Source organism: Sunxiuqinia sp. (assembly GCF_055140945.1).
This window is the reverse complement of the sequence record NZ_JBSQYS010000011.1, coordinates 91,625-110,425: the sequence shown is the minus strand read 5'-3', so window position 1 is coordinate 110,425 and position 18,801 is coordinate 91,625. Positions and strand designations below refer to the sequence as shown.

At 41.2% G+C, this 18,801-nt stretch carries 15 protein-coding genes; 13 read left to right on the top strand and 2 right to left on the bottom strand.

Going from position 1 to position 18,801, the window contains the following annotated elements; all coding sequences use genetic code 11:
- The first annotated feature begins 1 nt into the window (after window position 1).
- From ACTB00_RS07415 to lon, 7 genes are all read left to right on the top strand, one after another.
- Complete coding sequence (locus ACTB00_RS07415) at window positions 2-682, top strand: DNA alkylation repair protein (protein WP_463299274.1); 681 nt, start codon at window positions 2-4, stop codon at window positions 680-682.
- Window positions 683-782: 100 nt separating this feature from the next.
- Window positions 783-1,556 carry a Bax inhibitor-1/YccA family protein gene (locus tag ACTB00_RS07410; RefSeq protein ID WP_463299273.1) on the top strand — a complete coding sequence of 258 codons (774 nt, stop codon included), beginning with the start codon at window positions 783-785 and terminating at the stop codon, window positions 1,554-1,556.
- A 160-nt stretch (window positions 1,557-1,716) separates the two neighbouring features.
- Window positions 1,717-2,883 (top strand): GNAT family N-acetyltransferase, encoded by a 1,167-nt coding sequence (locus ACTB00_RS07405; RefSeq protein WP_463299272.1) that lies wholly within the window; start codon window positions 1,717-1,719, stop codon window positions 2,881-2,883.
- Between the two features lie 65 nt (window positions 2,884-2,948).
- Window positions 2,949-4,124: a GNAT family N-acetyltransferase gene (locus ACTB00_RS07400; protein WP_463299271.1), complete on the top strand. Its 1,176-nt coding sequence runs from the start codon at window positions 2,949-2,951 to the stop codon at window positions 4,122-4,124.
- 81 nt (window positions 4,125-4,205) lie between these two features.
- Window positions 4,206-4,469, top strand: a complete 264-nt coding sequence (locus ACTB00_RS07395; RefSeq protein ID WP_159521958.1) for a type B 50S ribosomal protein L31 — start codon at window positions 4,206-4,208, stop codon at window positions 4,467-4,469.
- A gap of 75 nt (window positions 4,470-4,544) precedes the next feature.
- A complete protein-coding gene (locus tag ACTB00_RS07390; protein ID WP_463299270.1) occupies window positions 4,545-5,729 on the top strand; it encodes a GlmU family protein in 1,185 nt (394 codons plus the stop codon).
- Window positions 5,730-5,835: 106 nt separating this feature from the next.
- Entirely contained in the window at window positions 5,836-8,265 is a 2,430-nt protein-coding gene (gene lon / locus ACTB00_RS07385; RefSeq protein ID WP_463299269.1) for an endopeptidase La, read from the top strand.
- A 10-nt stretch (window positions 8,266-8,275) separates the two neighbouring features.
- On the opposite strand, the gene ACTB00_RS07380 is transcribed toward lon, so the two are convergent.
- Together ACTB00_RS07380 and ACTB00_RS07375 are read right to left on the bottom strand one after the other, a co-directional pair.
- Window positions 8,276-9,043, bottom strand: coding sequence for a LytR/AlgR family response regulator transcription factor (locus ACTB00_RS07380; RefSeq protein ID WP_463299268.1), 768 nt, complete (start codon window positions 9,041-9,043; stop codon window positions 8,276-8,278).
- A complete protein-coding gene (locus tag ACTB00_RS07375; protein ID WP_463299267.1) occupies window positions 9,043-9,801 on the bottom strand; it encodes a LytR/AlgR family response regulator transcription factor in 759 nt (252 codons plus the stop codon). The genes ACTB00_RS07380 and ACTB00_RS07375 overlap by 1 nt, the downstream gene beginning before the upstream one ends.
- A gap of 187 nt (window positions 9,802-9,988) precedes the next feature.
- On the opposite strand from ACTB00_RS07375, the gene ACTB00_RS07370 reads away from it, so the two are divergent.
- From ACTB00_RS07370 to ACTB00_RS07345, 6 genes are all read left to right on the top strand, one after another.
- Window positions 9,989-11,101, top strand: a complete 1,113-nt coding sequence (locus ACTB00_RS07370) for an AI-2E family transporter (protein WP_463299266.1) — start codon at window positions 9,989-9,991, stop codon at window positions 11,099-11,101.
- 325 nt (window positions 11,102-11,426) lie between these two features.
- A complete protein-coding gene (locus ACTB00_RS07365) occupies window positions 11,427-12,719 on the top strand; it encodes a cytochrome c3 family protein (protein ID WP_463299265.1) in 1,293 nt (430 codons plus the stop codon).
- Between the two features lie 21 nt (window positions 12,720-12,740).
- Window positions 12,741-15,716 carry a 4Fe-4S dicluster domain-containing protein gene (locus tag ACTB00_RS07360; protein WP_463299264.1) on the top strand — a complete coding sequence of 992 codons (2,976 nt, stop codon included), beginning with the start codon at window positions 12,741-12,743 and terminating at the stop codon, window positions 15,714-15,716.
- Window positions 15,717-15,732: 16 nt separating this feature from the next.
- Entirely contained in the window at window positions 15,733-17,103 is a 1,371-nt protein-coding gene (gene nrfD, locus ACTB00_RS07355; RefSeq protein WP_463299263.1) for an NrfD/PsrC family molybdoenzyme membrane anchor subunit, read from the top strand.
- On the top strand, window positions 17,096-17,614 hold the full coding sequence (locus tag ACTB00_RS07350; RefSeq protein ID WP_463299262.1) for a DUF3341 domain-containing protein: 519 nt from the start codon (window positions 17,096-17,098) through the stop codon (window positions 17,612-17,614). The genes nrfD and ACTB00_RS07350 overlap by 8 nt, the downstream gene beginning before the upstream one ends.
- Before the next feature lie 7 nt (window positions 17,615-17,621).
- Window positions 17,622-18,800, top strand: coding sequence for a hypothetical protein (locus ACTB00_RS07345; protein ID WP_463299261.1), 1,179 nt, complete (start codon window positions 17,622-17,624; stop codon window positions 18,798-18,800).
- The last annotated feature ends 1 nt before the right edge of the window (window position 18,801 follow it).

Sequence of the window (18,801 nt, the reverse complement as noted above, 5' to 3'; positions counted from 1 at the left end):
TATGGATATATTAATTGATGATCCGTCGGTTGATAAACAGTTTCGAGAGATTCTTGCTAAAATACGGCGGTTGAAAAATGGAGAAACGGTTGCTCAAATGAAAGCCATGGGCTTGGTTTACAAAATCAATTGGGGGGCTTCCATTATTTCGTTGCGTGAGTTGGCTAAGCAGTACGAAAAAAATCATTTGCTGGCTCTGAAACTTTGGAATAAGCAATGGCGCGAGAGTATGATTATAGCTACTTTGTTGGATGAGCCTGAAAAAATGACAGAAGAGCAACTGGATTTTTGGACGAAAAGCTTTGCTACTTCGGAGATCGCAGAGCAGGCTGTTTCCAACTCGTTTGTGCAGTCGAAATTTGCGTATGTGAAAGCATTGGAATGGTGCCGGGGAAAAAAGCATTTGGTGCGATTTACAGGCCTCCACCTGATGGGACGACTTGCGATGGTTGATAAAAAGGCCATTGATGAAATGTTTGAGCCATTCTTTGACGTTCTTGTTCCCCTGATTAAGGATCCGGAACTGGGGCAGATTATTTACCGCAGTTTGTTGATTGTGGGTAACCGGAGTGATTTTTTGAAAGAACGGTGTGTCGAATTTCTGAACTTAGCAAAAGAAATGGAAGAGAAGCAGGCACAGAAAATGGCCAATTTGCTACTCGGAGATTTCGTCGAACTTTAACAGTTTTTCTTGGTTGTATCATTTGAGTACAAAATGTCAGTATGAAAATCATGGTATGGTTTTTATAGTTATTGACGCGAACAATTTAAATATTCGAATTATGAATTTGACAAAATCATCAAATCCGGTTTTTGGGAATTCAGTTTTTAGCAAGGTGCAAACGGGTGCTCAAACTGATGTTATGACCGTTAATGGTGCGATAAATAAAACCGGTCTGATGTTTCTGATATTGGCTTTTGCCGCTGCGTTTACCTGGCGTAAGTTTTTCGGCGTTTATGATTATGGGTCACCTGAAGGCGCATTTTCGGTCGTTGCGCCGTGGTTAATCGGCGGCGGAATCGGTGGTTTTATTGTTGCTATTATTACGGTTTTTGCTCCACGCTATTCTAATATTACAGCGCCAATTTATGCCGTTTTCGAAGGTCTTTTTCTGGGAGGTATCTCTGCTTTCTTCGAAGTCCAATACCCGGGATTAGTTATGCGTGCTGTGGCTTTAACTTTTGGTGTATTTTTTATTATGCTGTTTCTGTTTCGCTCAGGAAAAATTCGGGCAACCGGAAAGTTTCGAATGGCTATAATGGCTGCTACCGGAGGAATTGCACTGATTTATTTCATCAGTTTTATTGCGGGTATGTTTGGAGCCAGCTTCGGTTTTTTGCATGGCAATAGTCTGTTCAGCATTGGGTTTAGTTTAGTCGTTGTCGCTGTTGCTGCTTTAAATTTGATTTTAGATTTCGACTTTATCCAAAGGGGAGCCGCAGCCCGAGCACCAAAAATAATGGAATGGTATGGAGCTTTCGGATTAATGGTTACTTTGGTGTGGCTGTACCTCGAAATATTGAGGTTGCTATCGAAACTGGCCAGCCGTGACTAGTTTAAGCTGAAACTAGTTTGTAAAGATTATAAAAATAGCAGTGCTGATTGGATCAAATTCATTTAGATAAGTATTAAAAATATAACAGGAGCTTCGGTTCCTGTTTTTGTTTTCTGGCGATAAGTATTAATTTCGGTGCTTTCAAACCAAGATAAAGTAAATGCAGCTAATAGAGGTGACGAACAAAAAGCTGATTAATGCATTTCATCAGCTTCCTTATTCAATATATAAACACGATAAAAACTGGGTTGCTCCTCTTCGAATGATGATTGAGGATATTTTCAATCCTGAAAAAAATAATACCTTAAAAAAAGGGAAGGCTTGTCGTTGGGTTGCCTATAAAGAAGGCAAGCTGGTCGGCAGAATTGCTGCATTTTATTCGTCCAGTTATGCCAGTCAGTTTGATCAACCAACCGGAGGAGTTGGTTTTTTTGAGTGTGTTGAGGAACAGGAAGTGGCTGATGCTTTGTTTAATGTCTCAAAAGATTGGTTGACTGCTGAAGGAATGGAAGCCATGGATGGGCCAATTAATATTGGGGAAAACTTTTTTCATTGGGGGTTGCTTGTCGATGGATTTATTCCACAGACATTTGGGATGAATTATAATCCGGACTATTACCAGAAGCTATGGAATAATTATGGATTTAAAACCTACTACCAGCAATTCAGTTATCACTTAAATATTACAAGCCCTGATTTGCCTGAACGCTTTTGGAAAATTGCGGCATGGACGGCTAAAAAGCCAGGCTATACTTTTGAAAATTTCACATTTAAAAACCAAGAAACATACATTCGCGATTTTATTAATATTTATGACCAGGCCTGGAGTAAGCATGATAATTATAAGCCAGTTGATCCGCAGGATTTACGTGACATGATTAACCAGTCGAAGTTAATACTGGAGGAAGAATTCATTTGGTTTGTTTACAAAGAAGGTGTGCCAATCGGATTTTTCATGATGATTCCTGATGCGAACCAATTGATAAAATACTTCCCAAGTGGAAAAATGAACTTAGTTAAGTTGCTCCGATTGTATTATTTGAAAAGGAAAAAGGTAATTAACCGTTGTCGGGTAATTGTAATGGGAGTTATTCCGAAGTTTCAAAAATCGGGCATCGAGTCGGCTATTTTTTACCAGTTAAGGCAAGTGCTTCTCAGAAAAGATTGGTACAATGAAATGGAGCTCAGTTGGGTGGGCGATTTCAATCCGAAAATGATCTCAATTTTTGAAGCGGTAGGTGGGAAAAAGGCCATAACACATTTGACCCTGCGTTATTTATTTGACCGGGAAAAAGAATTCAAGCGCTCGGCAATCATTGAGGACTAATCAAAAATCATCTTTTACAAATATAAATAATTGTATCTTGTCAACTAAAACAATTAACCAAGCACATGCAGTTACAAAAAGTCAATAACTCAGAAACTATAAAGCTCTTTCACAAATTACCACACCTGATTTATAAGGGTGATAAAAACTGGGCAGCACCAATCCAGGGAATGGTTGAAAATACCTTTGATCCTGCTAAAAATCCGTCATTTAAACATGGAGAAGCTGAACGGTGGGTGATTGTCGATCAATCGGGTAATCCTGTTGGACGTATCGCTGCGTTTATCAATTACGATAAGGCAAAAACGTTTGAGCAACCCACCGGAAGTTGTGGTTTTTTTGAATGTATTGATGATCAGGAAGTGGCTAATTTGTTATTCGACACGGCTCGCGATTGGTTGAAAGAGCGCGGAATGGAGGCCATGGATGGACCGGTAAACTTTGGCGAAAACTACATGAACTGGGGCTTGTTAGTAGATGGTTTTATGCCACAAGGTTATGGCATGCCTTACAATCCGAAGTACTACCAAAAGCGATTTGATAACTATGGTTTCAAAGTTTATTTTGAGCAATTTAGCTATCACCTGGATTACTCGGTGCCGTTTCCGGAACGTTTCTGGAAAATCGCGGGTTGGGTAGCACAAAAGCCGGGATATAGTTTTAAGCATTTCGATTATAGCGATACGGAGAAGTTTATCAAAGATTTCAGCTATATTTATGATGAAGCCTGGCGGTTTCACGAGCATTTCAATCCTCTGGATCCGCAGGACCTGCGGGACTTTATTAAGGACTCAAAAGCCGTGTTGGATCCGGAAATGATTTGGTTTGCCTATCATGAAGGAGAACCCATCGCATTATTTGTAATGGTGCCTGATATCAACCAGATATTGCAAAAGCTGAACGGAAAGCTGAATTTCATCAACATGCTGAAATTTCTTTATTACAAAAAGAAAAAGACAATTACACGTACGCGTATCTTAATTATGGGTGTCGTTCCAAAGTTTCAAAAGTCCGGTATTGAGTCTGCTATTTTCTGGCATCAGGATAAGTTGATGAAGAAAAAGCCACAGTATACTGAAGTTGAGCTTTCCTGGGCCGGCGATTTTAACCCCAAGATCATTTCGTTGTACGAATCAGTAGGCGGGAAACATGTAAAAACGCATCATACCATGCGCTATCTGTTTGATCGGAATAAGCCGTTTGAGCGGGCTCCAATAATTGGAACTGAAAAAGATGAATAAAAGAAGAAAAACTTTTTGGAAATTTAAAATAGGTAAGTATCTTTGCACACCGATTGAAATAAAGTTGAAAAAGAATCAGCAATGAAAAAAGAAATACATCCGGAAAATTATCGCGTAGTAGCGTTTAAAGATATGTCAAATGGCCAGGTTTATTTGACGAAATCAACCGTTAACACAAAAGAAACTGAAGTGGTTGACGGAGTTGAGTATCCATTGATGAAAGTGGAGATCTCAAGTAGTTCGCATCCATTCTATACCGGTAAAATGAAATTGGTTGATACTGCTGGACGTGTTGACAAATTCATGAACCGTTATAAGAAACACATGGATAGCAAGAAAAAGTAATCTACGTTTAAATACGATATATGAGCTCCGCTTTTGCGGAGCTTTTTTTTTGTCTACTTTTGAAAAAAAATCGTCATGAATGCAATTTTGTTGGATTCTCCGGAGCGGGAAAACCTGTTGCCACTTTGCTTTACTCGTCCTGTCTCTGAGCTGCGAACCGGAATTTTAACGATAACGGAAAAGTGGGGAAAGCGTCTGAAAGGAGATTTTTCATGGCAAACAGAGAGCTATTTACAAGCTAAATATCCCAAAGTAATCGCATCTGAAAATTTATTGATCAATGCTCATGTTTGTCCAACAGACGAGTTGACTGCTCAGGTGGAAAAGCTTCAGTTGGGGCAAGGAATTGTGTGGAATGGCCAGCCAATTGTTGCTCTTGTTGATGAAGCCGCATCCGATTCTTTTTATGAAAATACTGCTGAAATTCACTGGAAGGATTTTGCAGGAGAGTTGGATCTGGTTCAATATCCTTGGGATTTGACCGAATTTAACTCCCGCCAAATTCAGTTGGATTTTGACTTGTTGACAGCCGATCGTGAATCAGAGCCAATTAGTCATACAAATCAGTTAATTCATCCGGAGAATATCTTTGTGGAGCAGGGCGCGAAACTCGAGTTTGCTACGATTAATGCGACAGCCGGGCCCGTTTACATTGGGAGAGATGCTGAAATAATGGAAGGATCGTTTATTCGCGGACCTTTTGTGTTGGGCGATCATGCGGTGGTGAACATGGGAAGTAAAATATACGGAGCAACAACCGTTGGACCATTTTCAAAAGTTGGTGGCGAAATCAGTCAATCAATTCTGATTGGATATTCCAATAAAGGACATGATGGTTTTTTAGGTAACTCGGTTTTGGGCGAGTGGTGTAACTTAGGTGCCGGAACCAATGTTTCGAACCTGAAAAATAACTACGAGCCGGTTAAAATGTGGAATTATACCACCGGCCGTTTTTATAAAACCGGATTGCAGTTTGGCGGACTGATCATGGGAGATCATTCCAAAGCAGGCATTAGTTCCATGTTCAATACCGGAACGGTTGTTGGTGTGGGCTGCAATATTCATGGAACCGGGTTTCCACGACAGTTTGTACCTTCGTTTGCCGATGGAGGCCCGGGAGGTTTTAAACTTCATCAACTGAAAAGTGTTTTTAGTGTCGCAGAAAAAGTGATGACACGTCGCAATCGGGAGTTGACCGAAATTGACAAACAAATACTAACTACCGTTTTTGATTGGACTTCGGTTTTTCGCAGTTTTTAAACTTGCATCAAATTCTTTTGGCATGGCTATTGACTAATAATAGCCCTGAATTAATATGGCTAATTTTACGCCAGATTGTCACACTGATAGAGAAAGAGAAAATATAATGGGAGAAAATAGAGGTCATTCATTAAAAAATATGATATTCACAGGTATGGGAGACGATGATTCTGAAATTATTCCAATCATTGCCGATGGAAATGAAGAAGAACTGAAAAATTTTCAGGCGCCAGAAGTACTGCCAATTTTGCCACTTCGAAATACAGTATTATTCCCGGGTGTTGTGATTCCGATTACAGTTGGAAGACAAAAATCACTGAAACTCATTCAAGATGTTTTTCGTGGGGATAAACTACTGGGAACGGTGACTCAACAGGATGGCAGCATTGATGATCCGGAGCAAAAAGATTTGTACCAGGTCGGCACAGTCGCTCAAATCCTGAAAGTTCTTGAGATGCCCGACGGGTCAACTTCTGTGATTATTCAAGGGAAACGGAGGTTCGAAGTGACCAATTATCTGGAAGAGTTCCCTTATTTTAGAGCCCAGGTTACTTTGCTCGACGAAATCTTACCAGCGGAGAATAATACTGAATTCAGTGCTGTTGTTGGATCTCTTAAAGATTTGTCAATTAAAGTCGCTCAATATTCGAGCAATGTACCTCCCGAAGCAACTTTCGCGGTTAAGAATATCGAAAACTCAACCTTCCTGATCAACTTTATTTGTTCCAACACTGACCTTGAGGTTGAGGAAAAACAGAAATTGCTCGAAATTGCTGATGTTCGTGAGCGTGGAATACAAGCCATTTCATACTTGGTGAAAGAGGTTCAAATGTTGGAGTTGAAGCGTGATATTCAAACCAAAGTAAAAACGGACTTAGATCAGCAGCAACGTGAATATTTGCTTAACCAGCAAATGAAAACCATTCAGGATGAGCTGGGAGGCAATCCGATAGAGCAGGAAATTGCTGACATGAAAGAAGCTGCCAAGGATAAGAAGTGGAGTGAAGAAGTTGCTGCTTTTTTCGATAAAGAAGTAACCAAGCTACACCGATTAAACCCAGCAGCTGGTGAGTATTCAGTTCAATTCTCATATTGTCAGACATTGCTTGAGCTTCCTTGGAATGAGTATACTGAAGATAATTTCGACCTGAAGCATGCACAAAAGGTGTTGGATGAAGATCACTACGGATTGGAGAAAGTGAAGGAACGCATTTTGGAGCACCTGGCTGTATTGAAGTTGAAAAAGGATATGAAGGCCCCAATTTTGTGTTTATATGGTCCTCCGGGAGTTGGTAAAACTTCGCTTGGAAAGTCAATCGGAAGAGCTCTTAATCGAAAGTATATTCGCATGAGCCTTGGTGGAATGCGTGATGAAGCTGAAATTCGTGGTCATCGGAAAACCTACATTGGAGCAATGCCGGGACGTATTTTGCAAAATATTAAGAAAGCAAAAACCTCAAATCCCGTTTTTATTCTTGATGAGATTGACAAGGTGTCGCAGGATTTTCATGGCGATCCGGCCTCGGCGTTGCTTGAGGTGCTGGACCCTGAGCAAAATTCAGAGTTTCATGATAATTATGTGGAAGTCGATTATGACTTGTCTAATGTGATGTTTGTGGCGACAGCCAATACGCTGAGCACCATTGCAGCGCCCTTGCGTGACCGCCTGGAGTTGATCGATGTAAACGGATATATTGTTGAGGAGAAGATTGAAATCGCCAAGCGCCATTTGCTTCCTAAGCAATTGAAGGATCATGGGGTGAAGAAAAATCAGGTTTCGTTTACAAAGGACATTCTTGAACACGTTGTTGAAAATTATACGCGCGAATCTGGTGTACGTGAATTGAATAAAAAGCTTGCCAAGATTATCCGTCGAATAGCTAAAAAAATTGCTTTCGAAGAACCTTATAATAAGAAATTAACCAAAGAAGATATTCGGGAATATCTCGGTGTGGTTCAATATACGCGCGAAAGCTACCAGGGTAATGAGATACCCGGCGTTGTTACTGGTTTGGCCTGGACTGCCCATGGTGGCGAAATTCTATTTGTAGAGTCTAGTTTAAGTACCGGAAAAGGTGGTTTGACATTGACTGGTAACCTGGGAGAAGTGATGAAAGAATCTGCCATGCTGGCAATGGAATATTTAAAATCGCACCGCGAGGAGCTGGGGCTGGAACAGGAAATGTTTGACAAGAATAATTTCCATGTGCATGTTCCGGAGGGAGCGATTCCCAAAGATGGCCCTTCGGCAGGTGTTACGATGGTAACTTCATTGGCCTCGGCTTTAACGAAAAGAAAAGTACGGAAGAATATTGCGATGACTGGCGAGATTACGTTACGCGGCAAAGTGCTGCCGGTTGGGGGAATCAAAGAAAAAATTCTGGCAGCAAAGCGCGCTGGTATTAAAGAGGTTCTTTTATCCGCTGATAATGAGAAAGATTTGGAGGAAATTAAAGACGTTTATTTGAAGGGGCTGAAGTTTCATTTTGTAAAGAACATCAGTGATGTACTTGATTTTGCCTTGCTGAAGAGCTAGGTTAACTCGATCAGGTGATGGGGAAGCAATTCAACTTTTCGAAGAAAGAAATACTTGAACGGTTGATTGGTTCCTCAATAACAATGTCTTTGTGAGTTAACATGCATATTTTATTTCGGCGGTCAACTTTGCGCAAATATTGAATATTGATATAAGATGAGCGGTTTGCTTTTACCAGGTTGGAAAAATCCATTAAGTCGATGATCTTTTGCATCGGTTGAGTAATTAGTTCAATACTTCCGTTGGACAAATGGGCAATGCTGTAATTTATTTTTGCCTGAAGCAGCATAACCTCTTGTGGATTAATAAATACAACCCCGGAATTTGTCGTGAGTTTCACCTTTTTTACTGGACGGTTATTTTGGATGAAGATGTCCATGCTGCGCTCTAATTCTTTCCGTTTTATCCTTGTTTTGTAACGGTTAACGACAGAAATTAATTCTTCGGGACCAAAAGGCTTTACAAGGTAGTCCAGTGGTTCTAAGTTTAACGATTTAAAGGCATATTTGCTGTGCGCTGTTGTAAATACAATTTCGGTGCTCAACTGATTGTCTTTGATAACCTCTGCAACTTCCAATCCGTTAATGTCCGGCATGTCAATATCTAAAAAGACCATGTCCGGCATCTTTCTGATTAGCTGTTTAATCCCTTGCTTGGGGTTCGTGGTTTTGTCAACGATTTCAATCTCCTGAAAGGCTTTCAGGTAAATTTCGAGAAGAGCGATTGCTTCTTCATCGTCGTCAATAATCATCGCGGTTATCGTCTTGTTTTCAACCATTATTTAGGATTATCGATTTTACAAAGTTCTCGAATCTGTTTTTTCGAGCCGTACAATTTTAATTCCTCATTATTGGCGATTAAAATGCAGGAATTGTCAGCCTTGTTTGCTCGCCATAGTTTATCAAGATTTATCAGGTGGCGTCTACTAATTCTGAAAAAATTATTGTTTTTAATTAGAAAATCTTCAATCTTACCAAGATATGTGTTTGCCAGTTCAATGTTCCCGTTTTCCAAGTGAATATGTGTGTAGGTCCCTTCAGCTTCGCAGTATAAAATATCATTTGGATCGACCAATATATGACTGTTGGTTGAAGAAAGCCTAAGTTTAGTTTCTTGCTTGAAACTGCCAAGCAAGTTGTTTAAATGTATGTTATCTACCTTGCTTCTTCTTCTTTCAATATTCGCAATTACCCTATGTAGTTTTCGCGGTCCAATCGGTTTAAGCAGGAAGTCATAAACTTCATTTTTAATTGCTTCTATAGCCATATCACGGTAGGCACTAACAATTACAATGTTTGTCTCTAGTTTTTGTTTCTTCAAAAGAGAAATAAGCTCCATGCCGTTTTTTCCGGGCATTACTAAATCGAGAAAAACAATGTCGGGTTTGAGTTCTAAGAATTTGAAAAGTGCCGACTCCGTACTTTCGGCCTGATCGATAATCGTAATTTCTTTGTGCTCTTTAAGCATGTATGTTAGTATATCCCGATCTTCTTTTTCGTCATCAACAATTAGGGCAGTAAGCTTTTTGTCTCTCATATTGGTTATTTGCGTAAAACAAATTTATCAAAAAAATATGAATAATCTTGTTATTGTTTGATATCACTAGCCATGAGAAACACCAAACTGATCGTTGGGCATTTAGATTTACAACGCTTGTGTTGTGTTTGATGTTTAAACTTTCTAACTTGAATTATTCCGGTATATTTGTATAAAAAGTTATTATATGATTAAGGTGCAAGGGTGGACAAAGAATTTATTAATAGCTGTTGGTGTTCTTGTCTTTCTGTTTTTGGTTTGGTACTTCAGCGATATTGTCACTTATATATTAATATCAGCTGTTTTGTCGCTGATTGGACGTCCTGTAGTTCGCTTTTTGCATGGAATTCATATTGGTCGTTTTTCGGTTCCATATACCCTTGCGGCTTTTTTTACCATATTACTTCTTTGGATCTTTTTTATCGGATCAGTTCGCTTTTTGATTCCACTGCTGGTGGCGGAGTTCGAGCAACTTTCCACTATCGATTTTAATGCTGTTCTGCAAATTGTTGAAAAACCGATCAGACAGTGGATGGATTTTGTCGGAGAGGAAGGCAATGTTGATGCTAGTGCTAACTTGGTTGAACTATTGCGAGGGCAGATTGGAGATAGAATGCAGTTTTCGCAGTTGACCGGAATTTTTGGATTTGTCGCCGGCACCTTGGGGGAATTACTCGTTGCTTTTTTCTCGGTTTCATTTATTACATTCTTCTTTTTAAAAGAAGAAAATATGTTTAAAGAAGGCATCCTTCTTATGGTTCCATCGGGTTACGAAGAAAAAGTTGATCGAATTCTGAACTCAATCTATAGTCTACTTCGGCGCTACTTTATTGGTTTGCTGTTCGAAGTAACAATGGTGGGAACCCTGGTAACCCTCGGGTTAACCTTTGTTGGTGTGGGGTTTAGCCATTCGGTGGTAATTGGATTATTCTGCGGTTTGTTTAATGTAATTCCTTACTTGGGGCCGTGGATGGGTGCAACAGTTGGTTTGCTAATAGGTATTGCAATCAATCTCAATGCCGATTTTTCGTCGCATACCTTGCCCTTGTTGGGTTTTATGTTGCTTGTTTTCGCTTCGGTACAGATTATTGATAATATATTGTTTCAACCGCTGATTTATTCAAGCAGTGTTAAAGCTCATCCGCTGGAAATTTTTCTGGTGATCTTAGCAGCTGGAAGTGTTGCAGGGATTTTAGGCATGATTCTGGCAATTCCGGTTTATACAATTGTCCGGGTTATTGCAAAAGAATTCCTTGACAATCTGAAGATCGTTCGAAAGCTTACTGAGAATCTTGAATAATTTTTAATTGAATTTGTCTATGGAAAATAAATAAATATAGACGATGGTTATTTGCGCGGCATCGGTTTATTTGAAATAGTGCTAGATGTCAGTTGTTTAATGAATGTTTTGGCTTTCGTTAGTTGGTGATTGACTTCGAGCGTTTTTTTTTGACCAACTTTTTAGCTTGAATGGAAAACCATAAAGTAAAAAATTTGTTAATTCTGATGAGTCGCAAAATCCTAGGTTTGAAAAAAAACTTACTAAAGCTTATAGAATGAAACTTAAGTTCCCTGTTTTAAGGAAATCCGGGTTTTCCCCAAAGGGTTTTCTCTTAGTTTTCCTCATGTCAATTTTTGTTTTTTCGGCAGCGGCTTCTGCTGAACCACAAACGCAACAAAGTGAACAAGATTCAGCAAATACAGCTGCTGTGAAATTGTCCTCACCAACCGATACTGCATCAACCCAATCGGATTCCGTTGTTGCAAAGGCAGTCGATGAAACTGGCTCAGAAACTCAGGTTGATACCACAGGATCAGCTACAAAGCCGGATACGATTTCGAATGAAATGGCATCAGCGAAGAGCAAGCCCGCCGAAGAGGATAAATTTGGCCATTACCGAAACGATATTAAGCGTGGTGAACGTTTTTTTAGAGGATTATTGCCACACAACAATGAGCAAACATCCTGTGTGTCATGTCACAATATTACACGCTCAGATACGCTTAACTGGAATCCTTCAGCAAATGACATTGCCAATAAGTATGTTGAGAAGAGTTTTGCTGAATTTAAGGCTGTCATTATGGAACCATCAGGAGGTAAGATGGCCGAAGTTCATAAAGATTATAATTTTGAAGACGCAGATCTAAAAACGGTAAAGGCCTATTTGGATGACTTGTCGATGCGTGGCCCCGCTCCTGTTAAGCCAACAATTGATCGACTGCTGCTTTTTCTTTTCTTAGGACTGATTGTTACGTGGGCGCTATTGGAAATGATCTTTTTCAGAAAAATAAAATATAAGGCTGTCCCGCTAATTATATTCCTGGGAGCTTTTGGATACCAGGTTAAGATGCTTTACGAGGAGGGAGTGAGTTTAGGACGATCGCAGAATTACGAACCCGAACAACCCATTAAGTTTTCACATAAAGTCCATGCCGGACAAAATAAAATTGATTGTAAATACTGCCACTTTACCGTTGAACAAAGCAAGTCTGCCGGAATTCCTCCGACCGATCTGTGTTTAAATTGCCACTCGCTTGTTCGGGAAGGAACCCGCTCTGGAAAGTTTGAAATTGCTAAAGTTATTGATGCCACAGAGAATGGCGTTCCGGTTGAATGGGTGCGAATTCATAACTTACCCGATCATGTCTTTTTTAGCCACGCACAGCACGTAAATGCAGGAAACCTGGATTGCGTTGAGTGCCATGGGCAAATAGCCGAGATGGATGTGGTCAGACAAGTGGAAGACTTGAGCATGGGCTGGTGTCTTGAATGTCACCGAACAAAAGAAGTTCAATTTGTCGATAATAATTTCTATGAATCATACGATGAGTTTCATGAGCAAATCAAAAAAGGTGAAATTGATAAGGTTACCGTCGAAATGGTTGGTGGAACCGATTGTATGAAGTGTCATTATTAATAAACAACAAACCTATTTGGAATGAAGGAACAATATTATAAAAGTTTGGATGATTTGATTTATGACGCTCGGCAGGCATCAAGCGAGTCCGAAGCCGGAGATAGAAAGTCCATTCTTCAGATGAAACAAGAGGCGAAGTCAACCGGAAACTCACGGCGTGACTTTTTGAAGGTTTTTGGATTTTCGGTGGCCTCTGCTGCAATTGCAGTTAGCTGCAAACAGCCTGTTGAAAAAGCCATCCCTTTTTTAATTCGCCCCGAAAAGATTATCCCGGGAGAAGCAAGCTATTTTGCATCAACCTATTTTGATGGTATTGATTACTGTAGCATTTTGGTTAAGGTACGAGACGGGCGTCCGATCAAAATTGAAGGGAATACAATGTCTTCAGTTACAATGGGGGGAACTAATGCCCGGACTCAAGCTTCGGTGTTGGGACTTTACGATAACAAACGCCACAAAAATCCGACCTACGAAGGAAAGAAAATAAGCTGGGACGAAGCTGATGACAAAATCATGCTCTTTCTGGATGAGGTAAAAAAGAGACAAGGCAAAGTTGTGATTTTAAGCTCAACCATCATCAGTCCTTCGACCAAAGCTGCTATTCAGGAGTTTCTGGATGCTCATCCCGGTTCGGAACACATCCAGTACGATGTGCTGTCGGCTTCGGGTATTCTGAAGGCCAATGAGAAAACTTTCGGAAAAGGTTTTATTCCAGCTTACGACTTCAGCAAGGCCGAATTGATCGTTGGTTTTGATGCTGACTTTCTTGGAACGTGGCTTTCTCCGGTTGAATACACCAAACAATATGCAAAAAACAGGAAACTGGTTGATGGTGAACGCAGCATGTCGCGTCATATTCACTTTGAAGGCGGCATGTCCCTAACCGGATCAAATGCTGATGAGCGTTACCAAATACGACCTTCTCAGGAAAAATTGGTTCTGGCAAATCTGTATCAGGAACTTTTATCACTAAACGGACAGTCTGGGTCATCAGTTCCAAGCTCGCCGGTTGATGTGAAAAAGATTGCCGGTGAGTTGTCATCCAAAAAGGGAAAGTCATTGGTAGTTAGCGGAAGCAATGATGTGGAAAACCAATTGCTGGTAAATGCGATCAATCAACTGTTACAGAATTATGGATCAACAATCCAAACTGATATTCATTTGAAACTGCGTCAGGGCATGGATGAAGACATGGATCGACTGGTTGGCGAAATGGAAAGCGGACAAGTTGAAGGACTGATTCTTTATGATGTCAATCCTGCTTTCGATTATCCTGAAGCAGACCGGTTTGTTAGTGCGCTGAAAAATATTGATCTGAAAATTGCGATGCCCATTTTGGGTGAAGAAACTTCGGAACATGTGCATTACGTTTGTCCGGATCATCACTACCTGGAAGCATGGAATGATGCTGAAGTGAAAACGGGTATTTATTCACTCGCGCAACCAACCATTCGACCAATTTTTAAAACCCGGGCAGCACAGGAAAGTTTGCTGAAATGGGCTGGTAATCCGGTAGATTATCATACTTACATTCGGAAGAACTGGGAAGAGAAGTTGTTTGCAGGTTCCGGTGAAACTTCGTTCGATGATTTTTGGAACAGCAAGTTACATGATGGTATTTATGAGTCGGGACAACAGGAAAATGGAATGCTTGCATTTGATGCCGGAGCTGTTGATTCCGCCCTGGCTCAAGCAAAAATCACATCTGGTGACGATTCCCTGGAACTGTCGTTCTACACGAACATAAGTGTGGGATCCGGAAAGCAAGCCAATAACCCGTGGCTGCAGGAACTTCCTGATCCGGTTACTAAAGTTTGCTGGGATAATTATGCAGCAGTTTCTCCAAAACTAGCCGCCGAGCTGGAGCTGGAAGATGAACAGCTTATCAATATTAATGACTTTGGACCCATTCCGGTGATTGTTCAGCCGGGGCAAGAATATAAAACTATTTCAGTGGCTTTGGGCTACGGAAGACTCAACATGGGCATTCCTGATGGTACGGTTGGAAAAAACGCTTTTCCGCTTATTCAATCCAGCAATGGAATTAAGCAATACCATTTACCACAGGTGACCATCGAGAAAGTGGACGGTGACTACCAATTGGCCCGGACGCAATCTCACCACTCCATGGAAGGGAGAAACCTCGTGCTTGAAACAACGCTGGAAGATTATTTGGCGAACCCGGCCTCAGGCAACGAAGTGCGTGAAACAATTAAGGCGCACATGAAGTCACTTTATGAGCGACCTAAGTTTGAGGGATTTCACTGGGGAATGGCTATCGATTTGAACTCGTGCACTGGCTGTAATGCATGTGTCGTGGCTTGTTCTGCCGAAAATAATGTTCCGGTTGTAGGAAAAGAGCAGGTGATTAGGGCTCGTGAGATGCATTGGATTCGTATCGACCGTTATTATAAAGGTGATCCGGACAATCCGGAGCTGGTTCGGCAGCCCGTGATGTGCCAGCACTGTGATAATGCGCCTTGCGAAAATGTTTGTCCGGTGGCTGCTACAACCCACAGCAATGAAGGAATTAACCAGATGGCCTATAACCGTTGTATTGGTACCCGCTATTGCAATAACAACTGCCCATACAAGGTTCGACGATTTAACTTCTTCGATTATACAGGAGCCGACTCCATGCCGGGCAACAGAAAAGATCCGGCAGAGATGACGACCGACTTGAGACGTTTGGTGTTGAATCCGGATGTGACAGTTCGTGCCAAAGGTGTAATTGAAAAATGCTCGTTCTGTATTCAGCGTATTCAGGAGAAGAAATTGCTTGCTAAAAATGAAAGCAGAACTTTGCAGGATGGCGAAGTCGTGCCTGCATGTGCTCAGTCCTGCCCGGCTGATGCCATTGTTTTTGGTGATTTGAATAATGAAGAAAGCCGTATTTCAAAGTTCTTTGCTGATGAGCGTAACTACCACCTGCTGGAAGAATTGCATACGCTGCCATCGGTCGGCTACCTGACCAAGGTTAAAAATAAAACCATTTAACTTAAAACGAATTAGGATGTACATATCTCCGCTTAGAGAACCGTTAATTCGGGGAAATAAGAACTACAAACAAGTGACAGATGATGTTTTGTCACCCATGGCAGGTAAACCCTCCAAGTACTGGTATGCTGGAATTACGCTGGCAGGCATCGCCCTTCTATTTGGTGGCTGGGCCACTTTCCGAACCGTGTTTTACGGGATTGGAGAATGGGGGCTCAATAAAACCATTGGCTGGGGATGGGGAATCACGAACTTTGTATGGTGGGTCGGTATTGGACATGCCGGTACGTTTATTTCTGCTATTCTGCTGCTTTTTAGGCAGAAATGGCGTACCAGTATCAATCGGTCAGCCGAGGCCATGACGCTGATTGCGGTGATGTGTGCCGGTTTTTTCCCTTTGATTCACATGGGACGACTCTTACTCGGTTTTTATATCTTTCCCTATCCCAATACACGATCTCTTTGGGTGAACTTTAACTCGCCCTTGTTGTGGGACGTTTTTGCCATTTCAACCTACTTTGCGGTTTCCCTGATATTTTGGTATGTTGGTTTGATTCCCGATTTGGGTACCGTACGCGACCGGGCTAAAACAAAAATCAGAAAAGCGATTTATGGGTTTCTGAGTTTTGGATGGACCGGATCAGCCCGGCATTGGTCACGCCACGAAACCGTCAGTTTGATATTGGCAGGTTTGGCTGCTCCGCTGGTATTATCAGTTCACACCATTGTAAGTTTCGACTTTGCTACCTCGGTTATTCCGGGATGGCACACGACCATCTTTCCTCCTTACTTTGTGTCGGGAGCAATTTTCTCCGGTTTTGCGATGGTGCTCACCCTGATGATCGTAACTCGAAAGGCACTAAACCTTGAAGACTACATTACGCTGAATCATATAGAGTCGATGAATAAAGTAATCATTCTGACAGGTTCAATTGTGGGGATAGCCTATTTGACTGAGTTTTTCATGGCCTGGTATTCGGGAGTCGAGTTTGAAACATATGCGTTTTTTAACCGTGCTTTTGGACCTTACGCCTGGGCCTATTGGATCATGATGACTTGTAATGTAATTACGCCTCAGCTTTTTTGGTTTCGAAAGATCCGTAGAAGTGTGCTGCTAACCTTCATCATATCCATTTTTGTAAATATTGGCATGTGGTTCGAACGTTTCGTCATTGTAGTCACTTCATTACACCGCGATTTTCTACCTTCAAGTTGGACGATGTATAAACCTACGGTGGTTGAGGTTGGCTTATATGTTGGAACATTGGGGTTATTTTTCACTTTATTTTTGCTGTTCATCCGGGTGTTTCCGGTCATTGCTGTGGCAGAGGTAAAAGGCGTTTTAAAATCTTCAGGTGAACAAAAAAAAATAACCGATCATGAATAGATACATTACAGCTTACTATCTGGATGAAGAAGATTTGCTGAAGGGCTTAGGCCATCTGAAAGCTAAAGGTTTAGAGATTATGGATGTATTAACACCTTTCCCTGTTCATGGTGTTGATAAGGCTTTAAACATGAGGCGTTCGAGGTTGACGCGGGTCGCTTTTATTGCTGGAGTTGTTGGGGCTACTCTTGGTTTTGGTTTTCAGGCTTGGGTTTTCACGGTTGATTATCCAATTAATATTGGAGGAAAACCGTTTTTTGCCGTGCCTTCGTTTATGCCCGTAACTTTCGAGTTAACTGTTCTTTTTGCTGCATTTGCCATGGTGATTGCCTTTTTTGTGAGCAATAAATTAGGGCCGGCTGCTAAAGCTGTTATTCATGACGAACGCATCACGGACGATCGGTTTTTGGTTGTTGTGAAAGTGGGTGATGGCGAGGGCGAAGAGAATATCAAAGAAATCGAATTAGCACTCGCTGAAGCTGGTGCTGAAGGAATCACTTTAAAAGTATAACATGGTTATGGAGAATCAAAAATTCATATTAACTAAGAAGCTTTCAACCCTGATTTACGGAATGATCGGAATTGGTGTTCTTTCGCTTGCAGTCAGCTTTTTAATTGGCACAGGAGCTGAGCGTATTGCCGCAAACCTGTTGTTGAATACCTACTATTTTCTTGCCTTGGGACTAATCGGGCTATTCTTGGTTACCGTTCACACCATTGCTGAATCAGGTTGGCACACAAGCATTCAGCGGATTGGAGAGAGCATGAGCTCCTTTATTCCAGTAGCTGGTATTTTAATGTTGCTGCTTTTTGTTTTTGGCGGATTGCACTTGCTTTATGAGTGGACGCATGAAGACCATCTGGATGAAATTCTACTGAAGAAAGTAGCCTATTTGAATGCTCCCTTCTTTTATATTCGATTTACGGTCTATTTTGCTATCTGGATTCTTCTGGCTCATTTTATTCGTAAGAATTCCCTACTGCTTGATCAGTCAGGCGATTTGAAATATTACCGGAAGTTTCGGATTTTTTCAGCCGTTTTTGTAGTGACTCTGGCGGTTACCAGTGTCACTTCGTCATGGGACTGGCTGATGTCGATTGACGCGCATTGGTTTAGTACGCTATACGGCTGGTATGTTTTTTCAAGCATGTTAGCTAGCGGAACCGCAGTATTGATTATTCTTTTGATTGCTTTGAGACGCATGGGTTATATGGGGCACGTCAACAACGAACACATTCATGATCTGGGGAAATATCTCTTTGGGTTCAGTGTTTTTTGGGCCTACTTGTGGTTCTCACAGTACATGTTGATCTGGTATGCCAATATCCCCGAGGAAACAGTTTATTTTTATGAACGGCAAAAAAATTTCAGCACGATATTTTACGTCAATTTGATTTTGAACTTCGTGATTCCATTTTTTGCTTTGATGACTCGGAATTCAAAACGCGGTTCTTCAATCCTGCTGCCTGTTTCGGTGGTTGTTTTTATTGGCCACTGGCTCGATCTCTACCAATTAATTATGCCAGGAGCTGTTGGTGGCGAAGCGTCCGGAATTGGAATCACTGAAGTAGGAATTACCATTGGTTTTGTCGGCCTATTCTTATTTTTTGTTTTCCGTTCATTGGCCAAAGCTCCGTTGATACCCAAGAATCATCCATTTTATAAAGAAAGTCTTGAATACCATACGCAATACTGAT

What these genes read in the sequence shown, in the direction of transcription:
- ACTB00_RS07415 (WP_463299274.1), top strand. Translation starts at nt 2, where the DNA reads ATGGATATATTAATTGATGATCCGTCGGTTGATAAACAGTTTCGAGAG.
- ACTB00_RS07410 (WP_463299273.1), top strand. Translation starts at nt 783, where the DNA reads ATGAATTTGACAAAATCATCAAATCCGGTTTTTGGGAATTCAGTTTTT.
- ACTB00_RS07405 (WP_463299272.1), top strand. Translation starts at nt 1,717, where the DNA reads ATGCAGCTAATAGAGGTGACGAACAAAAAGCTGATTAATGCATTTCAT.
- ACTB00_RS07400 (WP_463299271.1), top strand. Translation starts at nt 2,949, where the DNA reads ATGCAGTTACAAAAAGTCAATAACTCAGAAACTATAAAGCTCTTTCAC.
- ACTB00_RS07395 (WP_159521958.1), top strand. Translation starts at nt 4,206, where the DNA reads ATGAAAAAAGAAATACATCCGGAAAATTATCGCGTAGTAGCGTTTAAA.
- ACTB00_RS07390 (WP_463299270.1), top strand. Translation starts at nt 4,545, where the DNA reads ATGAATGCAATTTTGTTGGATTCTCCGGAGCGGGAAAACCTGTTGCCA.
- lon (WP_463299269.1), top strand. Translation starts at nt 5,836, where the DNA reads ATGGGAGAAAATAGAGGTCATTCATTAAAAAATATGATATTCACAGGT.
- ACTB00_RS07380 (WP_463299268.1), bottom strand. Translation starts at nt 9,043, where the DNA reads ATGGTTGAAAACAAGACGATAACCGCGATGATTATTGACGACGATGAA.
- ACTB00_RS07375 (WP_463299267.1), bottom strand. Translation starts at nt 9,801, where the DNA reads ATGAGAGACAAAAAGCTTACTGCCCTAATTGTTGATGACGAAAAAGAA.
- ACTB00_RS07370 (WP_463299266.1), top strand. Translation starts at nt 9,989, where the DNA reads ATGATTAAGGTGCAAGGGTGGACAAAGAATTTATTAATAGCTGTTGGT.
- ACTB00_RS07365 (WP_463299265.1), top strand. Translation starts at nt 11,427, where the DNA reads ATGTCAATTTTTGTTTTTTCGGCAGCGGCTTCTGCTGAACCACAAACG.
- ACTB00_RS07360 (WP_463299264.1), top strand. Translation starts at nt 12,741, where the DNA reads ATGAAGGAACAATATTATAAAAGTTTGGATGATTTGATTTATGACGCT.
- nrfD (WP_463299263.1), top strand. Translation starts at nt 15,733, where the DNA reads ATGTACATATCTCCGCTTAGAGAACCGTTAATTCGGGGAAATAAGAAC.
- ACTB00_RS07350 (WP_463299262.1), top strand. Translation starts at nt 17,096, where the DNA reads ATGAATAGATACATTACAGCTTACTATCTGGATGAAGAAGATTTGCTG.
- ACTB00_RS07345 (WP_463299261.1), top strand. Translation starts at nt 17,622, where the DNA reads ATGGAGAATCAAAAATTCATATTAACTAAGAAGCTTTCAACCCTGATT.